Source organism: Pantoea sp. X-Soil-ISGK-285 (assembly GCF_059730815.1).
On the sequence record NZ_AP035938.1, the window covers coordinates 2400441 to 2421189 of the forward strand.

Consider the following 20749-nt stretch of genomic DNA (forward strand, 5'->3'; position numbering starts at 1 on the left):
ATTCGAAATTCTGTGCAACCTGTAAATACTATGACCTCACTTGTCACACTCGATAATGTTTCGATAAAGTTTAACCAGCGCAATGTGTTATCCGGTGTCAGCCTGGCACTGCAGCCTGGCCGCATCCTCACCCTGCTGGGTCCTAACGGTGCCGGAAAATCAACGCTGGTGCGTGTGGTGCTGGGACTGCTCGCTCCCACCACCGGTAGCGTTCAGCGTGATCCCGGCCTGCGAATTGGCTATGTGCCACAGAAGCTGCACATCGACCCGACCCTGCCGGTGACGGTTGAGCGCTTTATGCGTCTGACCCGTGGCAGCAAAAACGCCGAGATCCTGCCGGCACTGAAACGCGTGCAGGCGGGTCACCTGCTCAACGCCCCGCTGCAAAAGCTTTCCGGTGGTGAAACCCAGCGTGTGCTGCTGGCGCGCGCCCTGCTGAATCAGCCTCAGTTACTGGTACTCGATGAGCCTACCCAGGGTGTGGATGTGAATGGTCAGGTGTCACTCTATGACCTTATCAATCAGTTACGCGTTGAACTGAACTGCGGCGTACTGATGGTCTCCCACGATCTGCATCTGGTGATGGCCAAAACCGACGAAGTGCTCTGCCTTAACCATCACATCTGTTGTTCCGGCACCCCGGAAGCGGTATCGCAGCATCCGGAATTTATCGCCATGTTTGGTCCGCGCGGCGCGGAGGAGCTGGCGATTTATCGTCATCATCATAATCACCGTCACGACCTTCAGGGACGTATCGTTTTACGCAAAGGACAGGGTCCATCATGATTGAGTTGTTATTACCGGGCTGGATAGGCGGTGTGATGTTAGCGCTGGCTGCCGGTCCGCTGGGATCGTTTGTTGTCTGGCGCAAGATGTCCTATTTCGGCGATACCCTGGCGCATGCCTCTCTGCTTGGCGTGGCATTTGGCCTGCTGTTTAACGTGAATCCTTACTACGCGGTGATTCTGGTTACGGTCTGCCTGGCGCTGGGACTGGTCTGGCTGGAGCGTCGTCCACATCTGGCTATCGATACCCTGCTGGGGATTATGGCACACAGCGCGCTGTCGCTGGGCCTGGTGGTGGTCAGCCTGATGAAGAACGTTCGCGTCGATCTGATGGCTTATCTGTTTGGCGACCTGCTGGCGGTGACGCCAGACGATCTCTGGATGATGGGTGGCGGCGTGGTGATCGTGCTGCTGGTGATGGCGTGGCAGTGGCGGTCGCTGCTGTCGATGACCATCAGCCCGGAACTGGCCCAGGTGGACGGCGTCAATATCCAGCGTACCCGTCTGATCCTGATGCTGGTAACGGCACTGACTATCGGAGTGGCAATGAAGTTCGTGGGTGCGCTGATTATCACCTCACTGCTGATTATCCCCGCTGCGACCGCTCGTCGCTTTGTGCGTTCACCGGAAGGCATGGCGGCCGTCGCCGTAGTCATCGGGGTGATTGCCGTCACCGGCGGCCTGACCTTCTCCGCCTTCTACGACACCCCTGCCGGGCCGTCAGTGGTGCTCTGCGCCGCCATCCTGTTTATTTTCAGCATGGTCCGGAAACCAGCAGTCTAATTACTCTTCGCGCGTAATGCCGAAGTGACGATAAGCGTGCTGCGTGGCCATCCGGCCACGCGGTGTGCGCTGAATGAAGCCCTGCTGAATCAGGAAGGGTTCAATCACATCTTCGATGGTTTCCCGCTCTTCACCAATGGCCGCAGCCAGGTTATCCAGCCCCACCGGCCCACCCATAAATTTGTCGATGATCGCCAGCAGCAGTTTACGGTCCATATAATCGAACCCTTCGCTATCTACGTTAAGCATATCCAGCGCGCTGCAGGAGACTTCACCGCTCAGGTCACCGTTTGCCCGCACCTCTGCGAAGTCACGAACGCGGCGCAGCAGGCGGTTGGCGATACGCGGTGTGCCGCGGGCGCGACGGGCGATCTCTAACGCCCCTTCGTCACTCAGCGCCAGACCCAGACAGGCGGCGCTGCGGCCCACGATGTGCTGCAAATCTTTAACCTGGTAGAACTCAAGCCGCTGCACAATGCCGAAACGATCGCGCAGCGGCGAGGTCAGCGAGCCAGCACGCGTAGTGGCGCCAATCAGGGTAAACGGCGGCAGATCGAGCTTGATTGAGCGCGCAGCCGGGCCTTCGCCAATCATGATATCCAGCTGATAATCTTCCATCGCCGGGTAGAGTATCTCTTCCACCACCGGTGAGAGGCGATGGATTTCATCGATAAACAGGACGTCATGCGGTTCAAGGTTGGTCAGCATCGCCGCCAGGTCGCCCGCCTTTTCCAGCACCGGACCTGAAGTAGTGCGAAGATTGACACCCATCTCGTTGGCCACGATGTTCGCCAGGGTGGTTTTACCCAGTCCCGGCGGACCGAAGATCAGCAGATGATCGAGCGCATCGCCGCGCAGTTGCGCTGCCTTGATGAAAATCTCCATCTGCTCACGCACCTGCGGCTGACCGACATACTCGGTCAGCATCTTCGGGCGAATAGCGCGGTCAATAACCTCTTCTTCGCTGATACTGGCAGCGGAGATCAGGCGGTCGGCTTCTATCATGACTTACCTCAAATGGCGGCGCGTAGCGCTTCGCGGATCAGGGTTTCGCAATCCGCATCCGGTCGACCGACTTTACTGATCATACGGCTCGCTTCCTGCGGTTTATAACCCAGTGATACCAGCGCTGCAACCGCTTCGGCTTCCGCATCATTGGTTTCCGGCTCGGCGCTCGGCGTGGTCAGCGTAAAGGCAGAATCGCCGCCAAACAGGTCGCCGTGCATTCCTTTGAAGCGGTCCTTCATTTCGACCACCAGACGCTCAGCCGTCTTTTTGCCCACGCCTGGCAGTTTCACCAGTGACGCGATCTCCTCTTTCTCAACAGCGGTCACAAACTGCTGCGCCGACATGCCGGAGAGGATCGCCAGCGCCAGCTTAGGTCCGACGCCATTCACTTTAATCAGTTCGCGAAACAGCGCGCGCTCCTGCTTGCTGTTAAAACCAAACAGCAGCTGCGCATCTTCACGCACCACAAAGTGGGTAAAAATCACCGCTTCGTGCTGAAGTTCAGGCAACTCATAAAAACAGGTCATGGGCATATAAATTTCATAGCCGACGCCGTGTGCCTCAAGCAGTACCAGTGGCGGCTGCTTTTCCAGAATATTGCCCCGTAAACGACCTATCACCTGAACGCTTCCTTAACTAACGAATGTGGCGGATTTTATAACATAAAAAAGGCTGGATGAATATCCAGCCTGTGAGTGCGACCTGAGCGATGACGGCTAACCTGAGCGTAACCGTCCGCGCGTCAGCACCAGCTTGCTGTCACTCATGCGAGCCGCATTCTGAGCCACATGACAGTGCGTAATGGCAATCGCCAGCGCATCGGCGGCATCTGCCTGTGGGTTCGCCGGCAGCTTCAGCAGGGTTCGCACCATGTGCTGCACCTGACTTTTCTCGGCGCTGCCGATGCCAACGACGGTCTGTTTTACCTGACGGGCGGCATACTCAAACACCGGCAGATCGTGGTTAACCGCGGCAACAATCGCGGCCCCGCGCGCCTGGCCGAGCTTCAGTGCGGAGTCTGCATTCTTCGCCATAAACACCTGTTCAATGGCGAAGAAGTCGGGTGAAAACTGCGTAATGATTTCACAGACGCCCGCATAAATCAGCTTCAGACGGGCGGGCAACTCGGTGGTATTAGTGCGGATACAGCCGCTGCCCAGATAAGTGAGCTGACGGCCAGTCTGACGAATAACACCATAACCGGTGATGCGTGAGCCGGGATCGATACCCAGGATAATCGACATTACGCCTCTTTGGTTAAAGTGATTACGGTAGACGCCATTACAGCGTTTCCGCTACCTCGTCGGAGATTTCACCGTTGTGATAGACCTCCTGCACATCGTCGCAATCTTCCAGCATGTCGATCAGACGCAGCAGTTTAGGTGCGGTTTCCGCATCCATCTCTGCTTTGGTGGTCGGGATCATTGCCACTTCTGCAGTGTCCGCTTTCAGGCCGAGCGCTTCCAGTGCATCACGCACCGTGCCCATCTCTTCCCATGCGGTGAAGACATCAATCGCGCCGTCGTCATAGCTGACCACATCTTCTGCGCCCGCTTCCAGAGCCGCTTCCATCACCGCATCTTCATCCTGACCCGGCGCATAGGAGATCACGCCTTTTTTGTTGAACAGGTAAGCCACGGAGCCGTCGGTGCCCAGATTCCCGCCGGTTTTGGTGAAGGCGTGACGCACTTCGCCCACGGTACGGTTACGGTTGTCACTCAGGCATTCAATCATGATGGCCGAGCCGCCAGGACCGTAGCCTTCATAGATGATGGTTTCCATGTTGGCATTGTCATCGCCGCCTACACCGCGCGCAATAGCGCGATCCATGGTGTCACGCGTCATATTGTTCGCCAGCGCTTTATCCATCGCTGCACGCAGGCGCGGGTTTGAGCCCGGATCGCCGCCGCCCAGCTTGGCCGCTGTCACCAGTTCACGAATGATTTTGGTGAAGATTTTGCCGCGCTTGGCATCCTGCGCCGCCTTACGGTGTTTGGTATTTGCCCACTTACTGTGTCCTGCCATTTTAAATTTTCTCCGATCTTTTACAGGGTGCAGGCTATCCTGCTTGCGAGCCTGTTTACCGTCCGTACGCATACAGGTGACTGACAACCTGAATACCCCGAGGGCGAGCGTCGCGAAGCATCCTCACGTACAAGCGTACGCTGACGACGTCGCGCGGGCGGTGAACAACCTCACGGTGCCGATTACGCCTGACTGTTCAATATGTTGGTGAAGTCCTGTTAAAACTCACCAGATTCATAAAATTTAATCTATCCGCCGCCGGAATACCGGGCGATGGCGAGCATTCAGATAAATTCTTCAATTGCCTGGCGGTTACTCCATGATCGGGTTAATGCTGCAGCGTCAGCGGGTGCCAGCCAGCGAAACGCCAGATGCTCGGTGAGCATCACATTGCGCTCCGTTGGCAGTTGCAGGCGAAACCAGTGCTCGTGATTATGGGTGACATCAGGGGCATAGCGATGGCGGAAATGGGGAAAGATTTCAAAGTCGATCTGACGCTGACAATCCTCCACCTCCAGCCGCTCGGCCAGCACGTCGATGCCGATTTCCTCATTCACTTCACGACACGCGGTCGCCAGCGGTGACTCTCCTGCCTCCAGGCTGCCGGTGACCGACTGCCAGAACGTGGGATCGTCACGCCGCTGCAGCATCAACACCCGGCCAGTATCGCGCGCCGAAATGACGACCAGCACTGAAACCGGGTGTTTATAGCCCATTATTTATTCTCAGGCTTTTCTTTTTTAACGACCTGAATGCCGAGCTCCAGCAGGGAAGCCGGATTAGCTTCGCTTGGCGCTTCGGTCATCATGCAGGCGGCCGCCGTGGTTTTCGGGAACGCAATGACGTCACGAATATTATCGGTGCCGGTCAGCAGCATGGTCAGGCGATCCAGACCAAAGGCCAGGCCCGCATGCGGTGGCGTACCGAACTTCAGCGCATCCAGCAGGAAGCCAAACTTCTCACGCTGCTCATGCTCTTCGATACCCAGAATGCTGAACACCGTCTGCTGCATTTTGCCGTTGTGGATACGCACTGAACCACCGCCTACTTCATAACCGTTGATCACCATGTCGTAGGCATTCGCCACGGCACGGGTTGGATCGGCGGCCAGCTCTTCTGCGCTCATCTCTTTTGGCGCCGTGAACGGATGGTGCATCGCAGCCAGACCGCCCTCTTCGTCCTCTTCGAACATCGGGAAGTCGATTACCCACAGCGGTGCCCAGGCTTTCTCATCAGTGATGTTCAGCTCGCGGCCCACTTTCAGACGCAGCGCACCCAGTGCATCCGCGACTACTTTGGCGCGATCGGCACCAAAGAAGATAATGTCGCCATCCTGAGCGCCGGTGCGGCTCAGAATGCCTTCTACAATCTCCGCATTCAGGAATTTGGCAACCGGGCTCTGCACGCCTTCCAGGCCGTCAGCACGGACGTTAACCTTCATCCACGCCAGACCTTTGGCGCCGTAAATCTCCACGAACTTGCCATATTCATCAATCTGCTTACGGCTCAGCTGTGCGCCGGTCGGTACGCGCAGCGCGGCAACACGGCCCTTTTCATCGTTAGCCGGGCCAGAGAAGACCTGGAACTCCACGTTTTTCAGCAGGTCGCCGACGTCCACCAGCTCCATCGGGTTACGCAGATCCGGTTTATCTGAACCGTAGCGATGCATTGCTTCCGCAAAGGTCATTTGCGGGAACTCACCGAGATCAACGCCCTGCACGTCCTGCCACAGATTGCGGATTAAACGCTCCATGATTTCACGCACCTGTGGCGCGGTCATAAAGGAGGTTTCCACGTCGATCTGGGTAAATTCTGGCTGACGATCGGCGCGTAAATCTTCGTCGCGGAAGCATTTAACGATCTGATAGTAGCGGTCAAAACCGGACATCATCAGCAGCTGTTTAAACAGCTGAGGTGACTGCGGCAGCGCATAGAATTTGCCTTTATGTACCCGGCTTGGCACCAGATAGTCACGCGCGCCTTCCGGCGTCGCTTTGGTCAGCATTGGGGTTTCGATATCCAGGAAACCTTCGTCATCCATAAAGCGACGAACGAAGCTGGTGATTTTTGCGCGGGTTTTCAGACGCGTCACCATCTCAGGGCGGCGCAGATCCAGATAGCGGTACTTCAGGCGCGCTTCTTCGCTGTTGGTCTGATTCGAGTCCAGCGGCAGTGGCTCAGAGCGGTTAATAATAGTCAGTGCCTGGGCAAACACTTCCACTTCACCGGTCGCCATGTCGCTGTTTTTGTTCTTCTCATCACGCGCACGCACGGTACCGGTGATCTGGATACAGAATTCGTTACGCAGTTCAGAAGCCAGCTTAAATGCGTCCTGGCGATCGGGATCAAAAAACACCTGCACGATGCCTTCACGGTCGCGCATATCGATAAAAATCAAACTGCCCAGATCGCGACGGCGGTTTACCCAGCCGCAAAGCGTGACTTGCTGACCCACATGAGACAGATTGAGCTGTCCGCAATATTCTGTACGCATAACACTATCCTTTTAACTTCGCCGCTGCATCTGACAGCATCCGGCCGCGTTACCTGTTGCGATGCTGTCGCAAAAATGGCGGTCATTATAATGGAAAAAGCCAGACAGGATAAGCAGATCCGCGCCAAAGCGCCGATTTCCTGTGTGCATTTGCCCCCCAGCCTGACCATAGCGGATAATGGGGTATCTTAATCTGCAGCCAGGAGCGCGCGTGACACTTCGTATTGGCCTGCCCCAGTGGCAGCATTCACACTGGAAACGCTGGGGCATCGAAAGCCTGGCGGACTATGCCCGCTATTTCCATTGTGTAGAGGGAAATACCACGCTCTATGCGCTGCCGAATCCGGAAACGGTGATGCGCTGGCGCGATATGACGCACGATGCGTTTCGCTTCTGCTTTAAGTTTCCCAATACCATCAGCCATCAGGCGGCGCTGCAGCACAGCGACGACCTGCTGACCGATTTCCTGCGCCTGATGGAGCCGCTGGCCGATCGCATCGGTCAGTACTGGCTGCAACTGCCTGCCAGCTTCTCTCCGACGCAGCTCGACGACCTGTGGCGCTTTCTCGACAGCCTGCCGCGCCGTTTTCACTATGGCGTCGAAGTCCGCCATCCTGCTTTCTTCGCTAAAGGGGATGCTGAACGGGCGCTGAATCGCGGCCTGCTGGCGCGCGGCATCAATCGCGTGATGCTCGACAGCCGTCCGGTTCACGCCTCTACCTCGCAAAGTCCGGCCGCGCTGGTGGCCCGCGCGCAGAAGCCCCGGGTGCCGCCTCATGCATTGCGAACCGGCTCACAGCCGATGGTGCGGTTTATCGGCAGCGATAGCGTGAAAGAGAGCGTGCCGCTGTTTCAGATCTGGCGTGACAAGCTGACAGAATGGCAGCAACAGGGCGACGCCATGCTGTTTCTGCACACGCCCGATATGGGCCAGGTCTTTCCGCTGGTGCAGGCACTCTGGCCGCAGCTGCAGCAGATCGATCCCGGCATAGGTAGCGGACCGGACTGGCCGCAGCAGACGTCACTGTTTTGATTCCTGCCCAGGACAGCGGGCTGCACGCCCGTTAGAATAGAAGCATTATGGACAGTCGCAGGGGTGGCTATGGTTAGCGCGTTATATGTGGTGATGGGTGCATTACTGGTGATGAAATTCACGCTGGACGTGGTCCGCTATCGCCGATTCTACCGTGTGGCGTATGGCGATGGCGGCTACCACGACCTGAAAATGGCGATTCGCATTCACGGCAACGCCATCGAAACCATTCCGCTGGCGCTGTTTCTGCTGGTGATGATGGAGATGAACGGCGCCGATATCTGGATGGTGCATCTCACGGGTCTGCTGTTCTTTATCAGTCGTCTGCTGCACGCCTGGGGTTTGCACAGCAGCGCAATGGCAGGCCGCAAATATGGCATGCTGCTGACGCTGTTTTCCCTATGCGGCATGGTGATTTTTAACCTGATCTATATGCCGTGGGAACTGGTGCTGACGCTGCATTAAGCTGGCCTGGGTTAAGGGGTGCAGCCCGCCCCACTTTCTGCGAGAATAGCGCCCTTTCCGTCGTCTCTTCGGATTTTCGATATGTCTGACCGCGATCAACTCTTCTCAGCGCCCATTGCAAAACTGGGCGACTGGACTTTTGACGAGCGTGTAGCTGAAGTCTTTCCAGACATGATTCAGCGCTCGGTGCCGGGCTACTCCAACATCATTTCGATGATTGGCATGCTGGCAGAACGTTTTGTTACCCCGGACAGCAAGGTTTATGACCTGGGCTGCTCGCTGGGCGCGGCCACCCTGTCGGTGCGCCGCAATATTCAGGTGCCGGGTTGCCAGATCATCGCAGTGGATAACTCCCCGGCGATGGTGGAGCGCTGTCGTCGGCATCTTGATGCGTTTCGCGCGGACACGCCGGTAACGGTGCTGGAAGCGGATATCCGCGACATTGAGATTGAGAACGCCTCTCTGGTGGTACTCAACTTTACGCTGCAGTTTCTGGAACCGCCTGCGCGTCTGGCGCTGCTGGAAAAGATCTGGCAGGGACTGAAACCGGGCGGCGCGCTGGTGCTGTCAGAAAAATTCAGTTTTGAAGATGCCGAAGTCGGTGAGCTGCTGTTTAACATGCATCACGACTTCAAGCGCGCCAACGGCTACAGCGAACTGGAAATCAGCCAGAAACGCAGCATGCTGGAAAATGTGATGCTGACTGACAGCGTTGAAGCTCATAAAGCCCGTCTGAAACAGGCCGGTTTCTCGCACGCCGAACTCTGGTTCCAGTGCTTTAATTTTGGATCTCTGGTGGCGTTGAAATGATCGACTTTGGCCGTTTTTATCAGCAAATTGCGGTGGGACCGCTGGCGAAGTGGCTGGAAGTGTTACCGGCGCAAATCAGCGAGTGGCAGCGTGAAAACCTGCATGGGCACTTCCGCGACTGGTACAAGTCGCTGGAGTATCTCCCGCTGCTGGAGCCTCAAAAGCTTGACCTGCTGCACAGTGTTACTGCCGACCGCGATGACATCAGCGATCGCCATCGTCAGGGTATTGAGAAATTACTGCGCAACCTGATGCCGTGGCGTAAGGGGCCCTATTTCCTTTATGGCACCCACATCAACACCGAATGGCGTTCGGACTGGAAGTGGGAGCGCGTGCTACCGCACATCTCTCCGCTGGCCGGCCGCACAGTGCTCGATGTGGGCTGCGGCAGTGGCTATCACATGTGGCGGATGATTGGCGCGGGTGCACATCTGGTGGTTGGCATCGATCCAATGCAGCTGTTCCTGGTGCAGTTCGAAGCGGTGCGTAAGCTGCTGAACGACGATCGCCGGGCGCATATGCTGCCGCTGGGCATTGAGCAGTTACCGGTGTTGCAGGCGTTCGATACCGTGTTCTCGATGGGCGTGCTCTATCACCGCCGTTCGCCACTGGATCACCTGTTACAGCTTAAGAATCAGCTGGTCAGCGGTGGTGAACTGGTGCTGGAGACGCTGGTGATTGAGGGCGATGTGAATCAGGTGCTGGTGCCCGGTGAGCGATATGCGCAGATGCGCAATGTCTTCTTCATTCCCTCAGCTGAAGCGCTGAAAAGCTGGCTGGAAAAAAGCGGCTTTGTGGATGTCCGGATTGTCGATTTCGCCCTCACTACCACTGAAGAGCAACGCCGTACTGACTGGATGACCAGCGAGTCTCTGGCTGAATTCCTCGATCCCGATGACCCCAGCAAAACGGTCGAGGGCTATCCGGCGCCTCTGCGCGCCGTGCTGGTCGCCACCAAACCGTAATGCCCTAGCGGCGAGACAACGCCAGTTTCGCCGCAAATCCTATAAACACGCAGCCGGTCAGGCGATCCATCACCTTCAGCACCCGCGGTTTTCGCAAATGACCGGCGAAATAGTGGCTGCCGCCAATCAGTACCGCATTCCAGATCAGCCCCAGCAGCATGTGTGCCAGCGCCATCAGACTACACCAGAGCGCCACCGACGCCCCCGCCGGGATAAACTGTGGCAAAAAACTCACATAGAAGATCCCCACTTTGGGGTTTAGCAGATTGCCCAGCAGCCCGCGGCTGAAGCAGGCAAGATAGCCCTGCTGCAGCGCCGGTTGTTGCGTGTCGATTGCTGTCTGGCGGGGTTTCAGCAACAATTTCAGCCCCAGATAAAGTAACCAGGCGGCACCCAGCCACTTAAGCAGGTTATAGGCCATTTCGGAGGCCAGCAGCAGCGCGCCTAAACCGAATCCCACCGCGACACCCCAGACCAGACAGCCGAGCGTGATACCCAGTGCCGTCACGCTGGCGCACTTTGCGCCCTGAGCGACTGCAGAGCGCAGCACCAGCGCGGTATCAAAGCCCGGCGTCAGCGTCAGTATGGTGATGGCAAACAGAAATGAAAACAGCGTGGTGGTCATGGCGTTCTCCCTGGAGGTAACAGCCGGTCAGCAGCGTATGGGTGTCCTGCCAGCGTAACAGGCCCGTCGAATTATCTCACCCTTGTCACTCTCCCTGTTCGTCAGCGTGTGCCAGGCTAAGGGCGGTTTAACTTCATATTAAGGAGCTGTGATTATGAGTAAATTTATCTTCTCTTCACCCCGTAAATATGTGCAGGGCGCGGGCGTGCTGGACGAGCTGGGCCCCTACGTGGCCGAACTGGGTGATAACGCTTTCCTGGTCGCGGATGATGTCGTCTGGAAATTGATTGGCGAACGCGCCCAACAGGCGCTGCAAAAGGCGGGCGTTACCTTCAACTGGCACCAGTTCAACGGCGAGGCGTCGAGCAATGAGATCACCCGCCTGAGCCAGCTGGCAAAAAGTCAGGGCTGTAATGTGGTTGTCGGACTGGGCGGCGGCAAAACGCTGGACACCGTTAAGGCGGTGGCGGATGAGCTGAAGCAGCCGGTAGCCATCGTGCCTACTATCGCCTCCACTGATGCCCCTTGTAGCGCGCTGTCGGTCATCTATTCTGATAGCGGCGTATTTGAGAGCTATCGCTTCTACAGTAAAAATCCTGATTTGGTGCTGGTGGACACCGCAGTCTGCGCCAGTGCACCAGCACGACTCTTTGCCTCCGGCATTGCCGATGGACTGGCGACCTGGGTTGAAGCGCAGGCGGTGGCGCGTTCGCATTCAAAATCGATGGTCAATGGTGATCCGACAATTGCCGGACTGGCGATTGCCCGTGCCTGTGAAGAAACGCTGCTTACCTGGGGTTACAGCGCCTATGTTGCCGTCACCCAAAAACGAGTGACGCCCGCCGTGGAAGCGGTGGTTGAGGCGAATACGCTGCTGTCAGGGCTGGGCTTTGAAAATGGAGGGCTGGCAGCTGCGCACGCTATTCATAATGGTTTCACTGCGATTGATGGTGATATCCACCATCTGACCCATGGCGAGAAAGTCGCCTACGGCACACTGACGCAGATGGTGCTTGAGAAGCGTCCGGATGAGGACATTGCGCGCTATATCCGCTTCTATCGCTCGATCAACATGCCGACCACGCTCCGGGAACTGCATCTGGAAAATGAGAGCTGGGAGAATCTGGTCAAAGTGGGTGCACTGGCGAACAGTGAGGGCGACACGCTGAAAAACCTTAATCCAAACCTTTCACCGGAAGATATTGCAAACGCACTGCTGGCGCTGGATGCCTTTAGTCAGACGGTTAAATAGTCACACGACAGGCGATCATCCGATCGCCTTTTACTCCGCCGCCGCCGGCTGGTCCCAGTACTCATATTTGTAGGCGGAACTGAGATGGCGCTCAATAGTGCCGCGCGTGAAGATTTCGGTCTCATGCAGATAGCTCAGGGTACAGTTACCCACCTGATCCCAGGACTGACACTCATCTACTGACCGGATGGTGCTCAGCGGTGTGGTCGCCGTGCCGTTCAGCCGCACTTCACGCCATTGGGGATCGTAGGTATAACTGTCGGTGCTGCGGGCCGATGTGGTGCGGGTCACCAGACCCTGCGGATTCCAGTGGTAATGATTTTCACCGTTGGTCAGGGGATCGCTGCCGCGTGCCACGCTCTTCTCCAGCCGGAACTGCCGATCATAACGGTAAGTCGTGTCGGTAAAGCCGCTTTTACCCATGCTGGTAAACCTGTCTGAGGCGCTGGTAATGTTGCCATGCTGACCTTTCTGCCAGTTAATCGTCCCCTGTCGGTTATCGACCACCACCTCTTTGCCCTCTTTCAGCACTTTTACCAGATACGCATATTCCGCCACCCAGCCGCCCTGCACGCGGGCAATGTGTTGCTCCATGCTGAGAATAACGTTGCGCTCACTTTTGTCATAGCTGACGTCGGCAACCGTCAGATCGCCACAGGCGTCAAACTGCCCCAACACCCGCTTTTGCGAGTTCACATCTTTACCAAACTCGCCCGCAACCACCTGCTTGACCGCGCCTTTCGCATTCCCGCCCAGCAAAATCAGGTTATTGCTGTTAGCCACAGCAGCGTTGTTCGGGCTGCATGCGCTGGCCGCAGCGCTGCCACTGCAGAGAGCAGTCAGGATCAGAGTCAGGACAGCAATCGGATTGGGTTTCATAGGATACTTTTCCAGGCGACGTTGCTTTCAGTGTAAACGCTGCGGTGATGAACAGCGGCAATCTGTGAAGATTTCAGCCTGCATCGCCTTTTAAGGTTTTAAGGACCGGAGAGGCAACATGGCATCAGCATAACGAATAAAGCGGGTGATTACGTTGCTGCCGGGCCTGAAAGTCCTGGATGACATGTAATGATTAATAAGGGGCAGGTGATTTTTATCGAGCCAGGCGAAAGAGTGATAATTTCGCTGCAGCCAGATTTAGATCCCTCTGACATCAATAACATGCCAGAGAAGCGCAAAACAATTTAACCGGGACGGAGTGTGTTTTACACAAAAAGAACCCCAGCAAGGATACTGGGGTTTGGTACTTGCAAACACCACGTCAATGATCGGCGTGCTGCGCGGCAAAATCTGTTGTAGTTCAGGCGACCCGAACGGTGCTCATCTGCATCACGCTTTTCATCGCCTCAACCACATCGCCGTCTACACAGTAGCGGCTGAACTCGTCAGTCTCGGCTTCTGAACACATGGAGACCCCCGCTTTGCGGTAGCGCATCGGCGACGCGACAAGGCGGCTGGCCGAGCTGTGAACTTCATCAATCCCCATGTCGAGAAACTTTTGCAGGTTGCTGAGACGTACCCCGGCACCCGCCATAATAATAGGACCGGTGCTGGCCTCATTTAGTTCCCTGAGTAATGCAATTCCGTTTTCAGCGCTCTGCTGCTGACCGGATGTCAGAATACGCGCCACACCCAAATCGGTTAGTTCTTCCAGCGCACGCTTAGGGCTGTGACAGAGATCGAAGGCGCGATGAAAGGTCACGGCCAGGCCGTCACACAGCGCCATAATCTGCCGCATCTGACCATGATGAATGTGAGCATCTTCATCCAGCATCCCAATCACCAGACCAGGAAAACCGAGGTCACGGATTAACGCCACATCCGATTTCATCGCTTCAAATTCGCGTGCGGTGTAACAAAAATCGCCACCACGTGGCCGGACAATAGGATGAACCGGAATCGAAACTTCTTGCCTGGCGGCATTCAGCATCCCCGCTGATGGGGTCAGGCCGCCTTCACGCGGTGCGGCACAGAGTTCAACCCGATCGGCGCCCGCCTGTTGTGCGGTCACAGCGCAATCCACGCCATAGCAGCAAATTTCCAGTGTGGTCATTCTCTTCTCCTTTACATGACTCTGGTTCAAGGCAGATTCATCAGTTAGTCTGGCTGCTGGAATGAGTTTACCGGGAAAGTTAACTATGGCATTCAATTTCGACCAACGGATAGACCGTCGTCACAGCGATAGCCTTAAATGGAACAAATATGCGGACCAGGACATTCTGCCGTTGTGGGTGGCAGACACCGATTTCCGATCGCCTGACTGCGTCATCGATGCGATTAAAACCCGTGCCGAACATGGGATTTTTGGCTATGGCGACACGCCAGTTGAATTTATCGATAGTGCGATAGCCTGGCTCGCCTCGCGCTATCAGTGGCACGTTAATCCGGAATGGATTGTGGTTTTGCCGGGTGTCGTAAGCGGGCTCAATCTGGCAGTGCGCGCTTTCACCGCGCCTGATGAGCTGACGATTGCGCCAACACCCATCTATCCGCCGTTTCGCGGTGCAGCAAAACTGGCAGAGCGCGGTCAGATCACGCTGCCACTGACGCTGCAAGAGGGACGCTGGCTGCTGGATCTGGATGCGCCGGAAGGTCAGCTGGACGATAAAGCGCGGCTGTTAATGCTGTGCAACCCGCAGAATCCGGGCGGCACCGTCTATCGCCGCGAGGAACTGCAGGCGCAGCTGGAATTTGCGCAGAAGCACAATTTGATTGTCTGTTCCGACGAGATCCACAGCGATCTGCTGCTGGAACCCGGCGTTAAGCACATACCCTTTGCTTCACTGAGCGAAGATGCAGCCCAGCGTAGCGTGACGCTGATGTCGCCCTCAAAGTCCTTTAATATTGCCGGTCTGGGGGCTTCCATCGCCATCATTCCCAATGCCGGGCTGCGCGCGCGCTTTAACCGGGTACGACGCGGCATTGTGCCAGATGTTGATATTCTGGCACTCACGGCAGCAGCAGCGGCATGGCGCGAGGGTGAGCCCTGGCTGAATGCGCAGAATGCCTATCTGCGCAGTAACCGTGACTGGCTGGTGTCGCAGGTCAATAAGATGACCGGCCTGTCACTCGCCTCGCCGGAAGCGACCTACCTGGCCTGGATCGACGCCAGCGCGCTGGGTGTGGCCAGCCCGGCGCTCTATTTTGAAAAGCACGGGCTGGGCTTAACCGCCGGACGTGAGTTTGGCAATGACCAGTTTGTCCGGCTCAATTTCGGCTGTACCCGCGCGCTGCTCGACGAAGCCGTTGCGCGCCTGAAGCGTGCGTTAGCTGCCCGCCTTTAGTTCTGTTCGCTGGCGACAATCTCCTCCAGTCGCCACGGATGGAACTTGATTGTCGTCTGCCCATCCGTAACCGCCAGGGTCGGATTGGGCAGGCGCTCATTCTCGCCCTGCGGTGAACTGGTTTTAAATGAAATACCCGGCTGCGTCAGCGCCTCATCTGACAGCAAGGCCATCGCGCGCACGCCCAGCGTCTGATGATCGCCCCGTAACACCACCTCAATATGCTCCCAGCCTTCATGGCGATAACGCTTTTCACCCGGCCATGGCAGTTCAACCACATCAATCTGCCTGCCTGCGACAATCAGCGGGTCATAGAGTTTAAACAGACAAATCTGTCTGCCGTTGATCATCGCCGCCGAAAACTGCGTGCCAATCTGCTGCAAACCTTGCTGCCAGCGCATCGCCGTCGTGTCCTGATGGCAACGCACCGCGATATGGTCCACTTCCAGATCGGTAAGACGCAAACCGAGCCGCTGCGCAAAACTTTGCAACGATTCTTCAAAACGTCCTAAATCTGTCTTTAAATCATCCAATTCTGCCGGAAAAGTTCTCGTCACTACCCCAGTTCCTCTCAATTTGTTTAGCATTTATAACCCGCCTGGCTTTTGGCGCGCCGCGTGCTGAGCATCACATAATGATAAGATTCATCTTATTTGGCCCGAAATTTAACGCTAATCCTTATAATAACATCTTTCATTTCGGATTTATCTCCTGTTTAGGACCATGAGTTCCTTGATGAAAGCATGTTAAATATATGATTTATATCAACTTCTTTAATACAATAAGATAACTCTCATTTACCTGGCAAACAATTGCAGCCCACCCCGCCTTCCTATAAATTTGACCTAACACAACCAAAAGGAATGGCTCTATGTCTATGCTCATCGTTGTCGCTGTCCTGATCGCACTGATGGGATTTGCAATCTCCCGCCATTGGAAGGTGCGTGAAGATAAAAGCGTAAAGAACCCACGCCGTCATCTGCGACGTCGTTAATGCTTCAGGGAAACATCTATTAAGCTCTGTTTCCCCGCTTCATCCAACTGCTGACGCCCACTGACATTTCACGTATACTTTTCCCCTCATTTTTTTCCGTTTTGTCTGCCCCATCCGTTTCTGCCTCTCCGTGACGCGATGCGCTCAGGCAAGATGATGACAGCCCGGCTTTCTGGTCCGGGCGTTGCTCAGCACATGAAGGTAACTCGGTGAATATTCAGGCACTTCTTTCCGCAAAAGTCAGTCAGGCAATGGTTTTAGCCGGCGCACCCGCCGATTGCGAACCCCAGGTTCGTCAATCCGCCCGGGTTCAGTTTGGAGACTATCAGGCCAACGGCATTATGGCCGTGGCGAAAAAGCTGGGACAGGCACCGCGACAATTAGCGGAAACGGTGATTCAGCACCTCGACCTGACCGGCATCGCCAGCAAAGTCGAAATTGCCGGGCCGGGCTTCATCAATATCTTCCTTGACCACAACTGGCTGGCCAGTCATGCCCGGGAAGCGCTGCGTCTGCCGCGCCTTGGCGTGCAACTGGCCGAGCCCCAGACTATCGTCGTCGACTACTCTGCGCCTAACGTTGCGAAAGAGATGCATGTGGGCCACGTCCGCTCCACCATCATTGGTGACGCGGCGGTGCGTACGCTGGAGTTTCTCGGCCATAAAGTGATCCGTGCGAACCACGTTGGCGACTGGGGAACACAGTTCGGTATGCTGATCGCGTTCCTGGAAAAACAGCAGAATGAAGATCATGCAGAGATGGCGCTGGCCGATCTCGAAGGCTTCTACCGTGAAGCCAAGCGCACCTATGATGAAGATCCTGAGTTTGCCGAGCGCGCGCGCAGTTATGTGGTGAAATTACAGGGCGGCGATGACTATTGCCGCCAGATGTGGAAGAAGCTGGTCGACATCACCATGAGTCAGAACCAGAAAATCTATGACCGCATGAACGTCACGCTGACGCGCAACGATGTTATGGGTGAAAGTCTCTATAACGATATGCTGCCTGGCATCGTCTCCGATCTGAAACAGAAAGGCTTAGCGGTAGAGAGTGAAGGTGCGACCGTGGTGTTCCTGGATGAATTCCAGAACAAAGAGGGTGAACCGATGGGCGTCATCATCCAGAAAAAGGATGGCGGCTACCTCTACACCACCACCGATATCGCCTGTGCGAAATATCGTTACGAAACGCTGAAAGCCGATCGTGTACTCTATTACATCGACTCACGTCAGCATCAGCATCTGGTTCAGGCCTGGACTATCGTCCGTAAAGCGGGTTATGTGCCGGAATCTGTTCCGCTGGAGCACCATGCGTTCGGCATGATGCTGGGCAAAGATGGCCGTCCGTTCAAAACCCGCAGCGGCGGCACCATCAAGCTCTCCGATCTGCTGGATGAAGCCTATCAGCGTGCCTACACGCTGGTGCGTGAGAAGAACCCGGAGATGAGCGAAGCGGAAGTGAAAACGCTGGCGGAAGTGGCTGGCATCAGCGCGGTGAAATACGCCGATCTGTCAAAAAGCCGTACTACCGATTACATTTTCGACTGGGACAACATGCTGGCGTTCGAAGGCAACACCGCGCCTTACATGCAGTATGCCTATACCCGCGTTCTCTCCGTGTTCCGCAAGGCGGGCATTGATGCCGATTCGCTGGATGCGGAGATTGTGATCAGCGAAGAGCGTGAAGCGCAGCTGGCCACCCGTCTGCTGCAGTTCGAAGAGGTTATTACGCAGGTCGCTCGTGACGGCACGCCACACGTGATGTGTGCCTATCTCTACGATCTGGCTGGTCTGTTCTCCGGATTCTACGAGCACTGCCCGATTCTCACCGCAGAATCAGACACAACCCGTCTGAGCCGACTGCAGCTGGCCGCACTGACCGCGAAGACGCTGAAGCAGGGTCTGGATACGCTGGGCATCGACACCGTCGAGCGCATGTAATCTCTGAAACGGAGAGGGGTTTCCCTCTCCGTTGCTGAATTCGTATATCCGCTCTGATCCCCCAAATCTTCGCAGCAGGATGGTGTTATGTCTGTAGCCGCGCACCTCATCAGCAGCCACCTTCCCACCATAAAACAGTTACAGTGCTTTCTGGCTGTTGCGCACGAGCTGAATTTTCGCCGGGCCGCAGAACGTCTCAGCATGACGCAACCGCCGCTGACCCGTCAGATTCAGAGTCTGGAAGATCTGCTGGGCCACTCGCTGTTCAGCCGCACGACCCATGAGGTAACGCTCACCGATTCTGGCCGTGCGCTGGTCGCGAAGGCGGAAGCGATCCTGACTGCGCTGAATGCCCTGAAGCAGGATGCGCAGCCCGCAGCGGCACGGCTACGCATCGGGCTGACCCGCACGCTGAACTTTGAACTGATTGCGCCACTTAACCGGCTGCTCGCCGCTTTTCATGCCAGCGAAGAGATGGAGATGCCCCGCCTGACCTCCCCTCAGCTTTTGCAAAGCCTGGCCAAAAACAGTCTGGATTTAATACTCACCGGAGAAAAGGGGTCGGATACGGAAGAGACCGTTCAGTACACCTGGGTTTACCGTGAGCCGCTGCTGATTGCCATACCGTCGGCGCATCCTGCCAGTGTGGCGGAACGGGTCTCGCTGGAAGCGCTGGCCGATCTGCCGCTGTTCTGGTTTGCCCGCAGCGCCAATCCGCTGTTTTACGATAAATGCGAGCGCTACTTCGCCACGCTCAGCGTCACGCTGAAACGGGTGAGAGAGCCGGACGATTCCCTGCTGATGCTGTCGCATATCGCCAGAGGAAAAGGATTCGCCCTGATGCCGCAGTCAAAATGCACTTTTAATCAGGCAGGTCTCTGTTACCGCCCGCTGACAGAAGATGCGGCACAGCAGCTGGCGATTGATGTTTACGCGGCGATTCGCGCCGATGAAAAAAATGAGGCCGTTCTCAATGCGCTGAGAGAACTCTCTATCCCGGGGATGCGATAAAGTCCGCATGATGCCGCGCCGCTGAAACAGAGCGAAGCATCCCCCTCTTCTTACTTGTTAATCCCCGCTCAGCCTGTTGCTGCGAGCTTAGTGTATCGGCATGCCGGATATATCTCTGAAGCCCTTTCATCCGCCTGATACCTTTTTTGCATGACGGAAAGAGCAATTCATTGCATTCACGCGGAGTGAAACAATCGCGTCTCACTTACGAGGAGCGACAATGAAAAAGCGAACGTTAACTCAGGGTCTGGACGTCAGCGCAATCGGCTATGGCGCGATGGGGCTCAGCGAATTTTATGGTCAGACCGATGACCGTCATTCCCTGCAACTGCTCAATAAGCTGCGCGATCTGGATATCACCTTTATCGATACCGCCGATCTTTACGGTCGCGGTCACAACGAGCAGTTGATAGGTCAGTTTCTTGCCGGGCTCAATCGGGCCGAACGGCTGAAGTTCACCGTGGCCACCAAATGTGGCATTGAACGTCCTGCTGACGAGGCCTATGCCCGCACCATCAACAACCAGCCGGACTACATTACCCGCTGCTGCCATGCATCACTGAAACGGCTGGGCGTTGAGCGTATCGATCTCTTTTATCTGCACCGGATCAGTCCGGCGACACCGATTGAGGAGAGCATGCAGTGTCTCAGCCGTCTGGTGCAGGAGGGAAAGATTGCCCGGATCGGGCTGTGTGAAGCGTCGGCTTCAACGTTGAATCGGGCGCAGGCGATCCATCCGCTGGCCGCGCTGCAGACGGAGTATTCACTCTGGACGCGTGACATCGAAGAAGAGATTCTCCCTATGGTGAAAAAGCTCAGTATCGGACTGGTGCCCTATTCGCCGCTGGGCAGAGGATTCCTGACGGGTAAATACCGTAAAAACAGCGATTTTGCCGAGGGTGATTTCCGCAAAAATAATGACCGTTTCCGGCAGGAAAATATCGATCACAATCTCCAGCTTCTTAACGCGGTGACGCCACTTGCTGAGAAATATCACGCCACCACCGGGCAGATTGCGCTGGCCTGGCTACTGGCACAGTATGAAAAAATTGTGCCGATACCAGGCACCAAACAGATCGCTTACCTTACTGAAAACGCGCAGGCCGCAGATATCGAGCTAGAAGAGGAAGATATCGCGATGCTGAACGCTGTTCATCAGCAGATTGAAGTTAAAGGCGGTCGCTACTCTGAGGAGGGAATGAAGGGGGTGAACGCCTGAATACAAACTACGCACTTGCGCACTGTGCATCGGTGCGTTAAATTGTCTTCAGTGTG

The 20749-nt window shown here is 56.0% G+C and carries 22 protein-coding genes; 12 read left to right on the forward strand and 10 right to left on the reverse strand.

Annotated elements, in window-relative coordinates; genetic code table 11:
* Window positions 1-30 precede the first annotated feature (30 nt).
* Together znuC and znuB are read left to right on the forward strand one after the other, a co-directional pair.
* On the forward strand, window positions 31-786 hold the full coding sequence (znuC, locus tag AC6I8B_RS11505; RefSeq protein WP_010258646.1) for a zinc ABC transporter ATP-binding protein ZnuC: 756 nt from the start codon (window positions 31-33) through the stop codon (window positions 784-786).
* A complete protein-coding gene (znuB, locus tag AC6I8B_RS11510) occupies window positions 783-1568 on the forward strand; it encodes a zinc ABC transporter permease subunit ZnuB (RefSeq protein ID WP_010258643.1) in 786 nt (261 codons plus the stop codon). Before znuC ends, znuB begins: the two co-directional genes overlap by 4 nt.
* Here the strand turns inward: znuB and ruvB are convergent, their stop codons facing one another.
* The 6 genes from ruvB to aspS all read right to left on the reverse strand — a co-directional run bounded on the left by ruvB (window position 1569) and on the right by aspS (window position 7095).
* Entirely contained in the window at window positions 1569-2573 is a 1005-nt protein-coding gene (ruvB, locus tag AC6I8B_RS11515) for a Holliday junction branch migration DNA helicase RuvB (protein WP_010258640.1), read from the reverse strand.
* A gap of 8 nt (window positions 2574-2581) precedes the next feature.
* Entirely contained in the window at window positions 2582-3196 is a 615-nt protein-coding gene (gene ruvA, locus AC6I8B_RS11520; protein ID WP_010670803.1) for a Holliday junction branch migration protein RuvA, read from the reverse strand.
* A 96-nt stretch (window positions 3197-3292) separates the two neighbouring features.
* Entirely contained in the window at window positions 3293-3820 is a 528-nt protein-coding gene (ruvC, locus tag AC6I8B_RS11525; protein WP_003849205.1) for a crossover junction endodeoxyribonuclease RuvC, read from the reverse strand.
* 37 nt (window positions 3821-3857) lie between these two features.
* The gene (locus tag AC6I8B_RS11530; RefSeq protein WP_010258633.1) at window positions 3858-4601 is read right to left on the reverse strand and encodes a YebC/PmpR family DNA-binding transcriptional regulator; all 744 of its coding nucleotides are present in this window, start codon (window positions 4599-4601) and stop codon (window positions 3858-3860) included.
* A gap of 284 nt (window positions 4602-4885) precedes the next feature.
* Window positions 4886-5317: a dihydroneopterin triphosphate diphosphatase gene (gene nudB / locus AC6I8B_RS11535; protein ID WP_031591430.1), complete on the reverse strand. Its 432-nt coding sequence runs from the start codon at window positions 5315-5317 to the stop codon at window positions 4886-4888.
* On the reverse strand, window positions 5317-7095 hold the full coding sequence (gene aspS, locus AC6I8B_RS11540) for an aspartate--tRNA ligase (protein ID WP_010258624.1): 1779 nt from the start codon (window positions 7093-7095) through the stop codon (window positions 5317-5319). The genes nudB and aspS overlap by 1 nt, the downstream gene beginning before the upstream one ends.
* Window positions 7096-7306: 211 nt before the next feature.
* On the opposite strand from aspS, the gene AC6I8B_RS11545 reads away from it, so the two are divergent.
* From AC6I8B_RS11545 to cmoB, 4 genes are all read left to right on the forward strand, one after another.
* The gene (locus tag AC6I8B_RS11545) at window positions 7307-8128 is read left to right on the forward strand and encodes a DUF72 domain-containing protein (RefSeq protein ID WP_332837844.1); all 822 of its coding nucleotides are present in this window, start codon (window positions 7307-7309) and stop codon (window positions 8126-8128) included.
* 69 nt (window positions 8129-8197) lie between these two features.
* Window positions 8198-8593 carry an MAPEG family protein gene (locus AC6I8B_RS11550; RefSeq protein ID WP_497817439.1) on the forward strand — a complete coding sequence of 132 codons (396 nt, stop codon included), beginning with the start codon at window positions 8198-8200 and terminating at the stop codon, window positions 8591-8593.
* A gap of 81 nt (window positions 8594-8674) precedes the next feature.
* Window positions 8675-9403 carry a carboxy-S-adenosyl-L-methionine synthase CmoA gene (cmoA, locus tag AC6I8B_RS11555; RefSeq protein ID WP_010258614.1) on the forward strand — a complete coding sequence of 243 codons (729 nt, stop codon included), beginning with the start codon at window positions 8675-8677 and terminating at the stop codon, window positions 9401-9403.
* Window positions 9400-10368 (forward strand): tRNA 5-methoxyuridine(34)/uridine 5-oxyacetic acid(34) synthase CmoB, encoded by a 969-nt coding sequence (gene cmoB / locus AC6I8B_RS11560; RefSeq protein WP_010258611.1) that lies wholly within the window; start codon window positions 9400-9402, stop codon window positions 10366-10368. The genes cmoA and cmoB overlap by 4 nt, the downstream gene beginning before the upstream one ends.
* Window positions 10369-10372: 4 nt before the next feature.
* Here cmoB and AC6I8B_RS11565 read toward each other — a convergent pair whose 3' ends face one another.
* Window positions 10373-10993 carry a LysE family translocator gene (locus tag AC6I8B_RS11565; RefSeq protein ID WP_157352390.1) on the reverse strand — a complete coding sequence of 207 codons (621 nt, stop codon included), beginning with the start codon at window positions 10991-10993 and terminating at the stop codon, window positions 10373-10375.
* Between the two features lie 154 nt (window positions 10994-11147).
* Between AC6I8B_RS11565 and AC6I8B_RS11570 the strand changes: the two genes are divergently transcribed.
* Window positions 11148-12245 carry a glycerol dehydrogenase gene (locus tag AC6I8B_RS11570; protein WP_010670808.1) on the forward strand — a complete coding sequence of 366 codons (1098 nt, stop codon included), beginning with the start codon at window positions 11148-11150 and terminating at the stop codon, window positions 12243-12245.
* A 30-nt stretch (window positions 12246-12275) separates the two neighbouring features.
* On the opposite strand, the gene AC6I8B_RS11575 is transcribed toward AC6I8B_RS11570, so the two are convergent.
* Both AC6I8B_RS11575 and cutC read right to left on the reverse strand, forming a co-directional pair.
* The gene (locus tag AC6I8B_RS11575) at window positions 12276-13124 is read right to left on the reverse strand and encodes a hypothetical protein (RefSeq protein ID WP_010258604.1); all 849 of its coding nucleotides are present in this window, start codon (window positions 13122-13124) and stop codon (window positions 12276-12278) included.
* Window positions 13125-13545: 421 nt separating this feature from the next.
* Entirely contained in the window at window positions 13546-14298 is a 753-nt protein-coding gene (cutC, locus tag AC6I8B_RS11580) for a copper homeostasis protein CutC (protein WP_157352395.1), read from the reverse strand.
* 85 nt (window positions 14299-14383) lie between these two features.
* Here cutC and AC6I8B_RS11585 point away from each other — a divergent pair, with 85 nt between their 5' ends.
* A complete protein-coding gene (locus AC6I8B_RS11585) occupies window positions 14384-15529 on the forward strand; it encodes a MalY/PatB family protein (protein ID WP_157352398.1) in 1146 nt (381 codons plus the stop codon).
* On the opposite strand, the gene AC6I8B_RS11590 is transcribed toward AC6I8B_RS11585, so the two are convergent.
* A complete protein-coding gene (locus AC6I8B_RS11590) occupies window positions 15526-16086 on the reverse strand; it encodes a VOC family protein (RefSeq protein ID WP_332837845.1) in 561 nt (186 codons plus the stop codon). The genes AC6I8B_RS11585 and AC6I8B_RS11590 overlap by 4 nt on opposite strands.
* Before the next feature lie 314 nt (window positions 16087-16400).
* On the opposite strand from AC6I8B_RS11590, the gene AC6I8B_RS11595 reads away from it, so the two are divergent.
* The 4 genes from AC6I8B_RS11595 to AC6I8B_RS11610 all read left to right on the forward strand — a co-directional run bounded on the left by AC6I8B_RS11595 (window position 16401) and on the right by AC6I8B_RS11610 (window position 20693).
* Complete coding sequence (locus tag AC6I8B_RS11595) at window positions 16401-16523, forward strand: hypothetical protein (protein WP_009089698.1); 123 nt, start codon at window positions 16401-16403, stop codon at window positions 16521-16523.
* Window positions 16524-16732: 209 nt separating this feature from the next.
* A complete protein-coding gene (gene argS / locus AC6I8B_RS11600) occupies window positions 16733-18463 on the forward strand; it encodes an arginine--tRNA ligase (RefSeq protein WP_497817440.1) in 1731 nt (576 codons plus the stop codon).
* 87 nt (window positions 18464-18550) lie between these two features.
* Window positions 18551-19474 (forward strand): LysR family transcriptional regulator, encoded by a 924-nt coding sequence (locus AC6I8B_RS11605; protein WP_157352403.1) that lies wholly within the window; start codon window positions 18551-18553, stop codon window positions 19472-19474.
* A gap of 220 nt (window positions 19475-19694) precedes the next feature.
* A complete protein-coding gene (locus AC6I8B_RS11610) occupies window positions 19695-20693 on the forward strand; it encodes an aldo/keto reductase (RefSeq protein WP_157352406.1) in 999 nt (332 codons plus the stop codon).
* Window positions 20694-20749 lie beyond the last annotated feature (56 nt).

Bases quoted from the DNA above. Each gene is read 5' to 3' on its own strand.
- aspS (WP_010258624.1), bottom strand. From the start codon at position 7,095: ATGCGTACAGAATATTGCGGACAGCTCAATCTGTCTCATGTGGGTCAG.
- AC6I8B_RS11570 (WP_010670808.1), top strand. From the start codon at position 11,148: ATGAGTAAATTTATCTTCTCTTCACCCCGTAAATATGTGCAGGGCGCG.
- AC6I8B_RS11595 (WP_009089698.1), top strand. From the start codon at position 16,401: ATGTCTATGCTCATCGTTGTCGCTGTCCTGATCGCACTGATGGGATTT.
- AC6I8B_RS11530 (WP_010258633.1), bottom strand. From the start codon at position 4,601: ATGGCAGGACACAGTAAGTGGGCAAATACCAAACACCGTAAGGCGGCG.
- znuB (WP_010258643.1), top strand. From the start codon at position 783: ATGATTGAGTTGTTATTACCGGGCTGGATAGGCGGTGTGATGTTAGCG.
- cutC (WP_157352395.1), bottom strand. From the start codon at position 14,298: ATGACCACACTGGAAATTTGCTGCTATGGCGTGGATTGCGCTGTGACC.
- AC6I8B_RS11610 (WP_157352406.1), top strand. From the start codon at position 19,695: ATGAAAAAGCGAACGTTAACTCAGGGTCTGGACGTCAGCGCAATCGGC.
- AC6I8B_RS11550 (WP_497817439.1), top strand. From the start codon at position 8,198: ATGGTTAGCGCGTTATATGTGGTGATGGGTGCATTACTGGTGATGAAA.
- AC6I8B_RS11575 (WP_010258604.1), bottom strand. From the start codon at position 13,124: ATGAAACCCAATCCGATTGCTGTCCTGACTCTGATCCTGACTGCTCTC.
- ruvB (WP_010258640.1), bottom strand. From the start codon at position 2,573: ATGATAGAAGCCGACCGCCTGATCTCCGCTGCCAGTATCAGCGAAGAA.
- nudB (WP_031591430.1), bottom strand. From the start codon at position 5,317: ATGGGCTATAAACACCCGGTTTCAGTGCTGGTCGTCATTTCGGCGCGC.
- cmoA (WP_010258614.1), top strand. From the start codon at position 8,675: ATGTCTGACCGCGATCAACTCTTCTCAGCGCCCATTGCAAAACTGGGC.
- znuC (WP_010258646.1), top strand. From the start codon at position 31: ATGACCTCACTTGTCACACTCGATAATGTTTCGATAAAGTTTAACCAG.
- AC6I8B_RS11565 (WP_157352390.1), bottom strand. From the start codon at position 10,993: ATGACCACCACGCTGTTTTCATTTCTGTTTGCCATCACCATACTGACG.
- AC6I8B_RS11605 (WP_157352403.1), top strand. From the start codon at position 18,551: ATGTCTGTAGCCGCGCACCTCATCAGCAGCCACCTTCCCACCATAAAA.
- ruvC (WP_003849205.1), bottom strand. From the start codon at position 3,820: ATGTCGATTATCCTGGGTATCGATCCCGGCTCACGCATCACCGGTTAT.
- cmoB (WP_010258611.1), top strand. From the start codon at position 9,400: ATGATCGACTTTGGCCGTTTTTATCAGCAAATTGCGGTGGGACCGCTG.
- AC6I8B_RS11585 (WP_157352398.1), top strand. From the start codon at position 14,384: ATGGCATTCAATTTCGACCAACGGATAGACCGTCGTCACAGCGATAGC.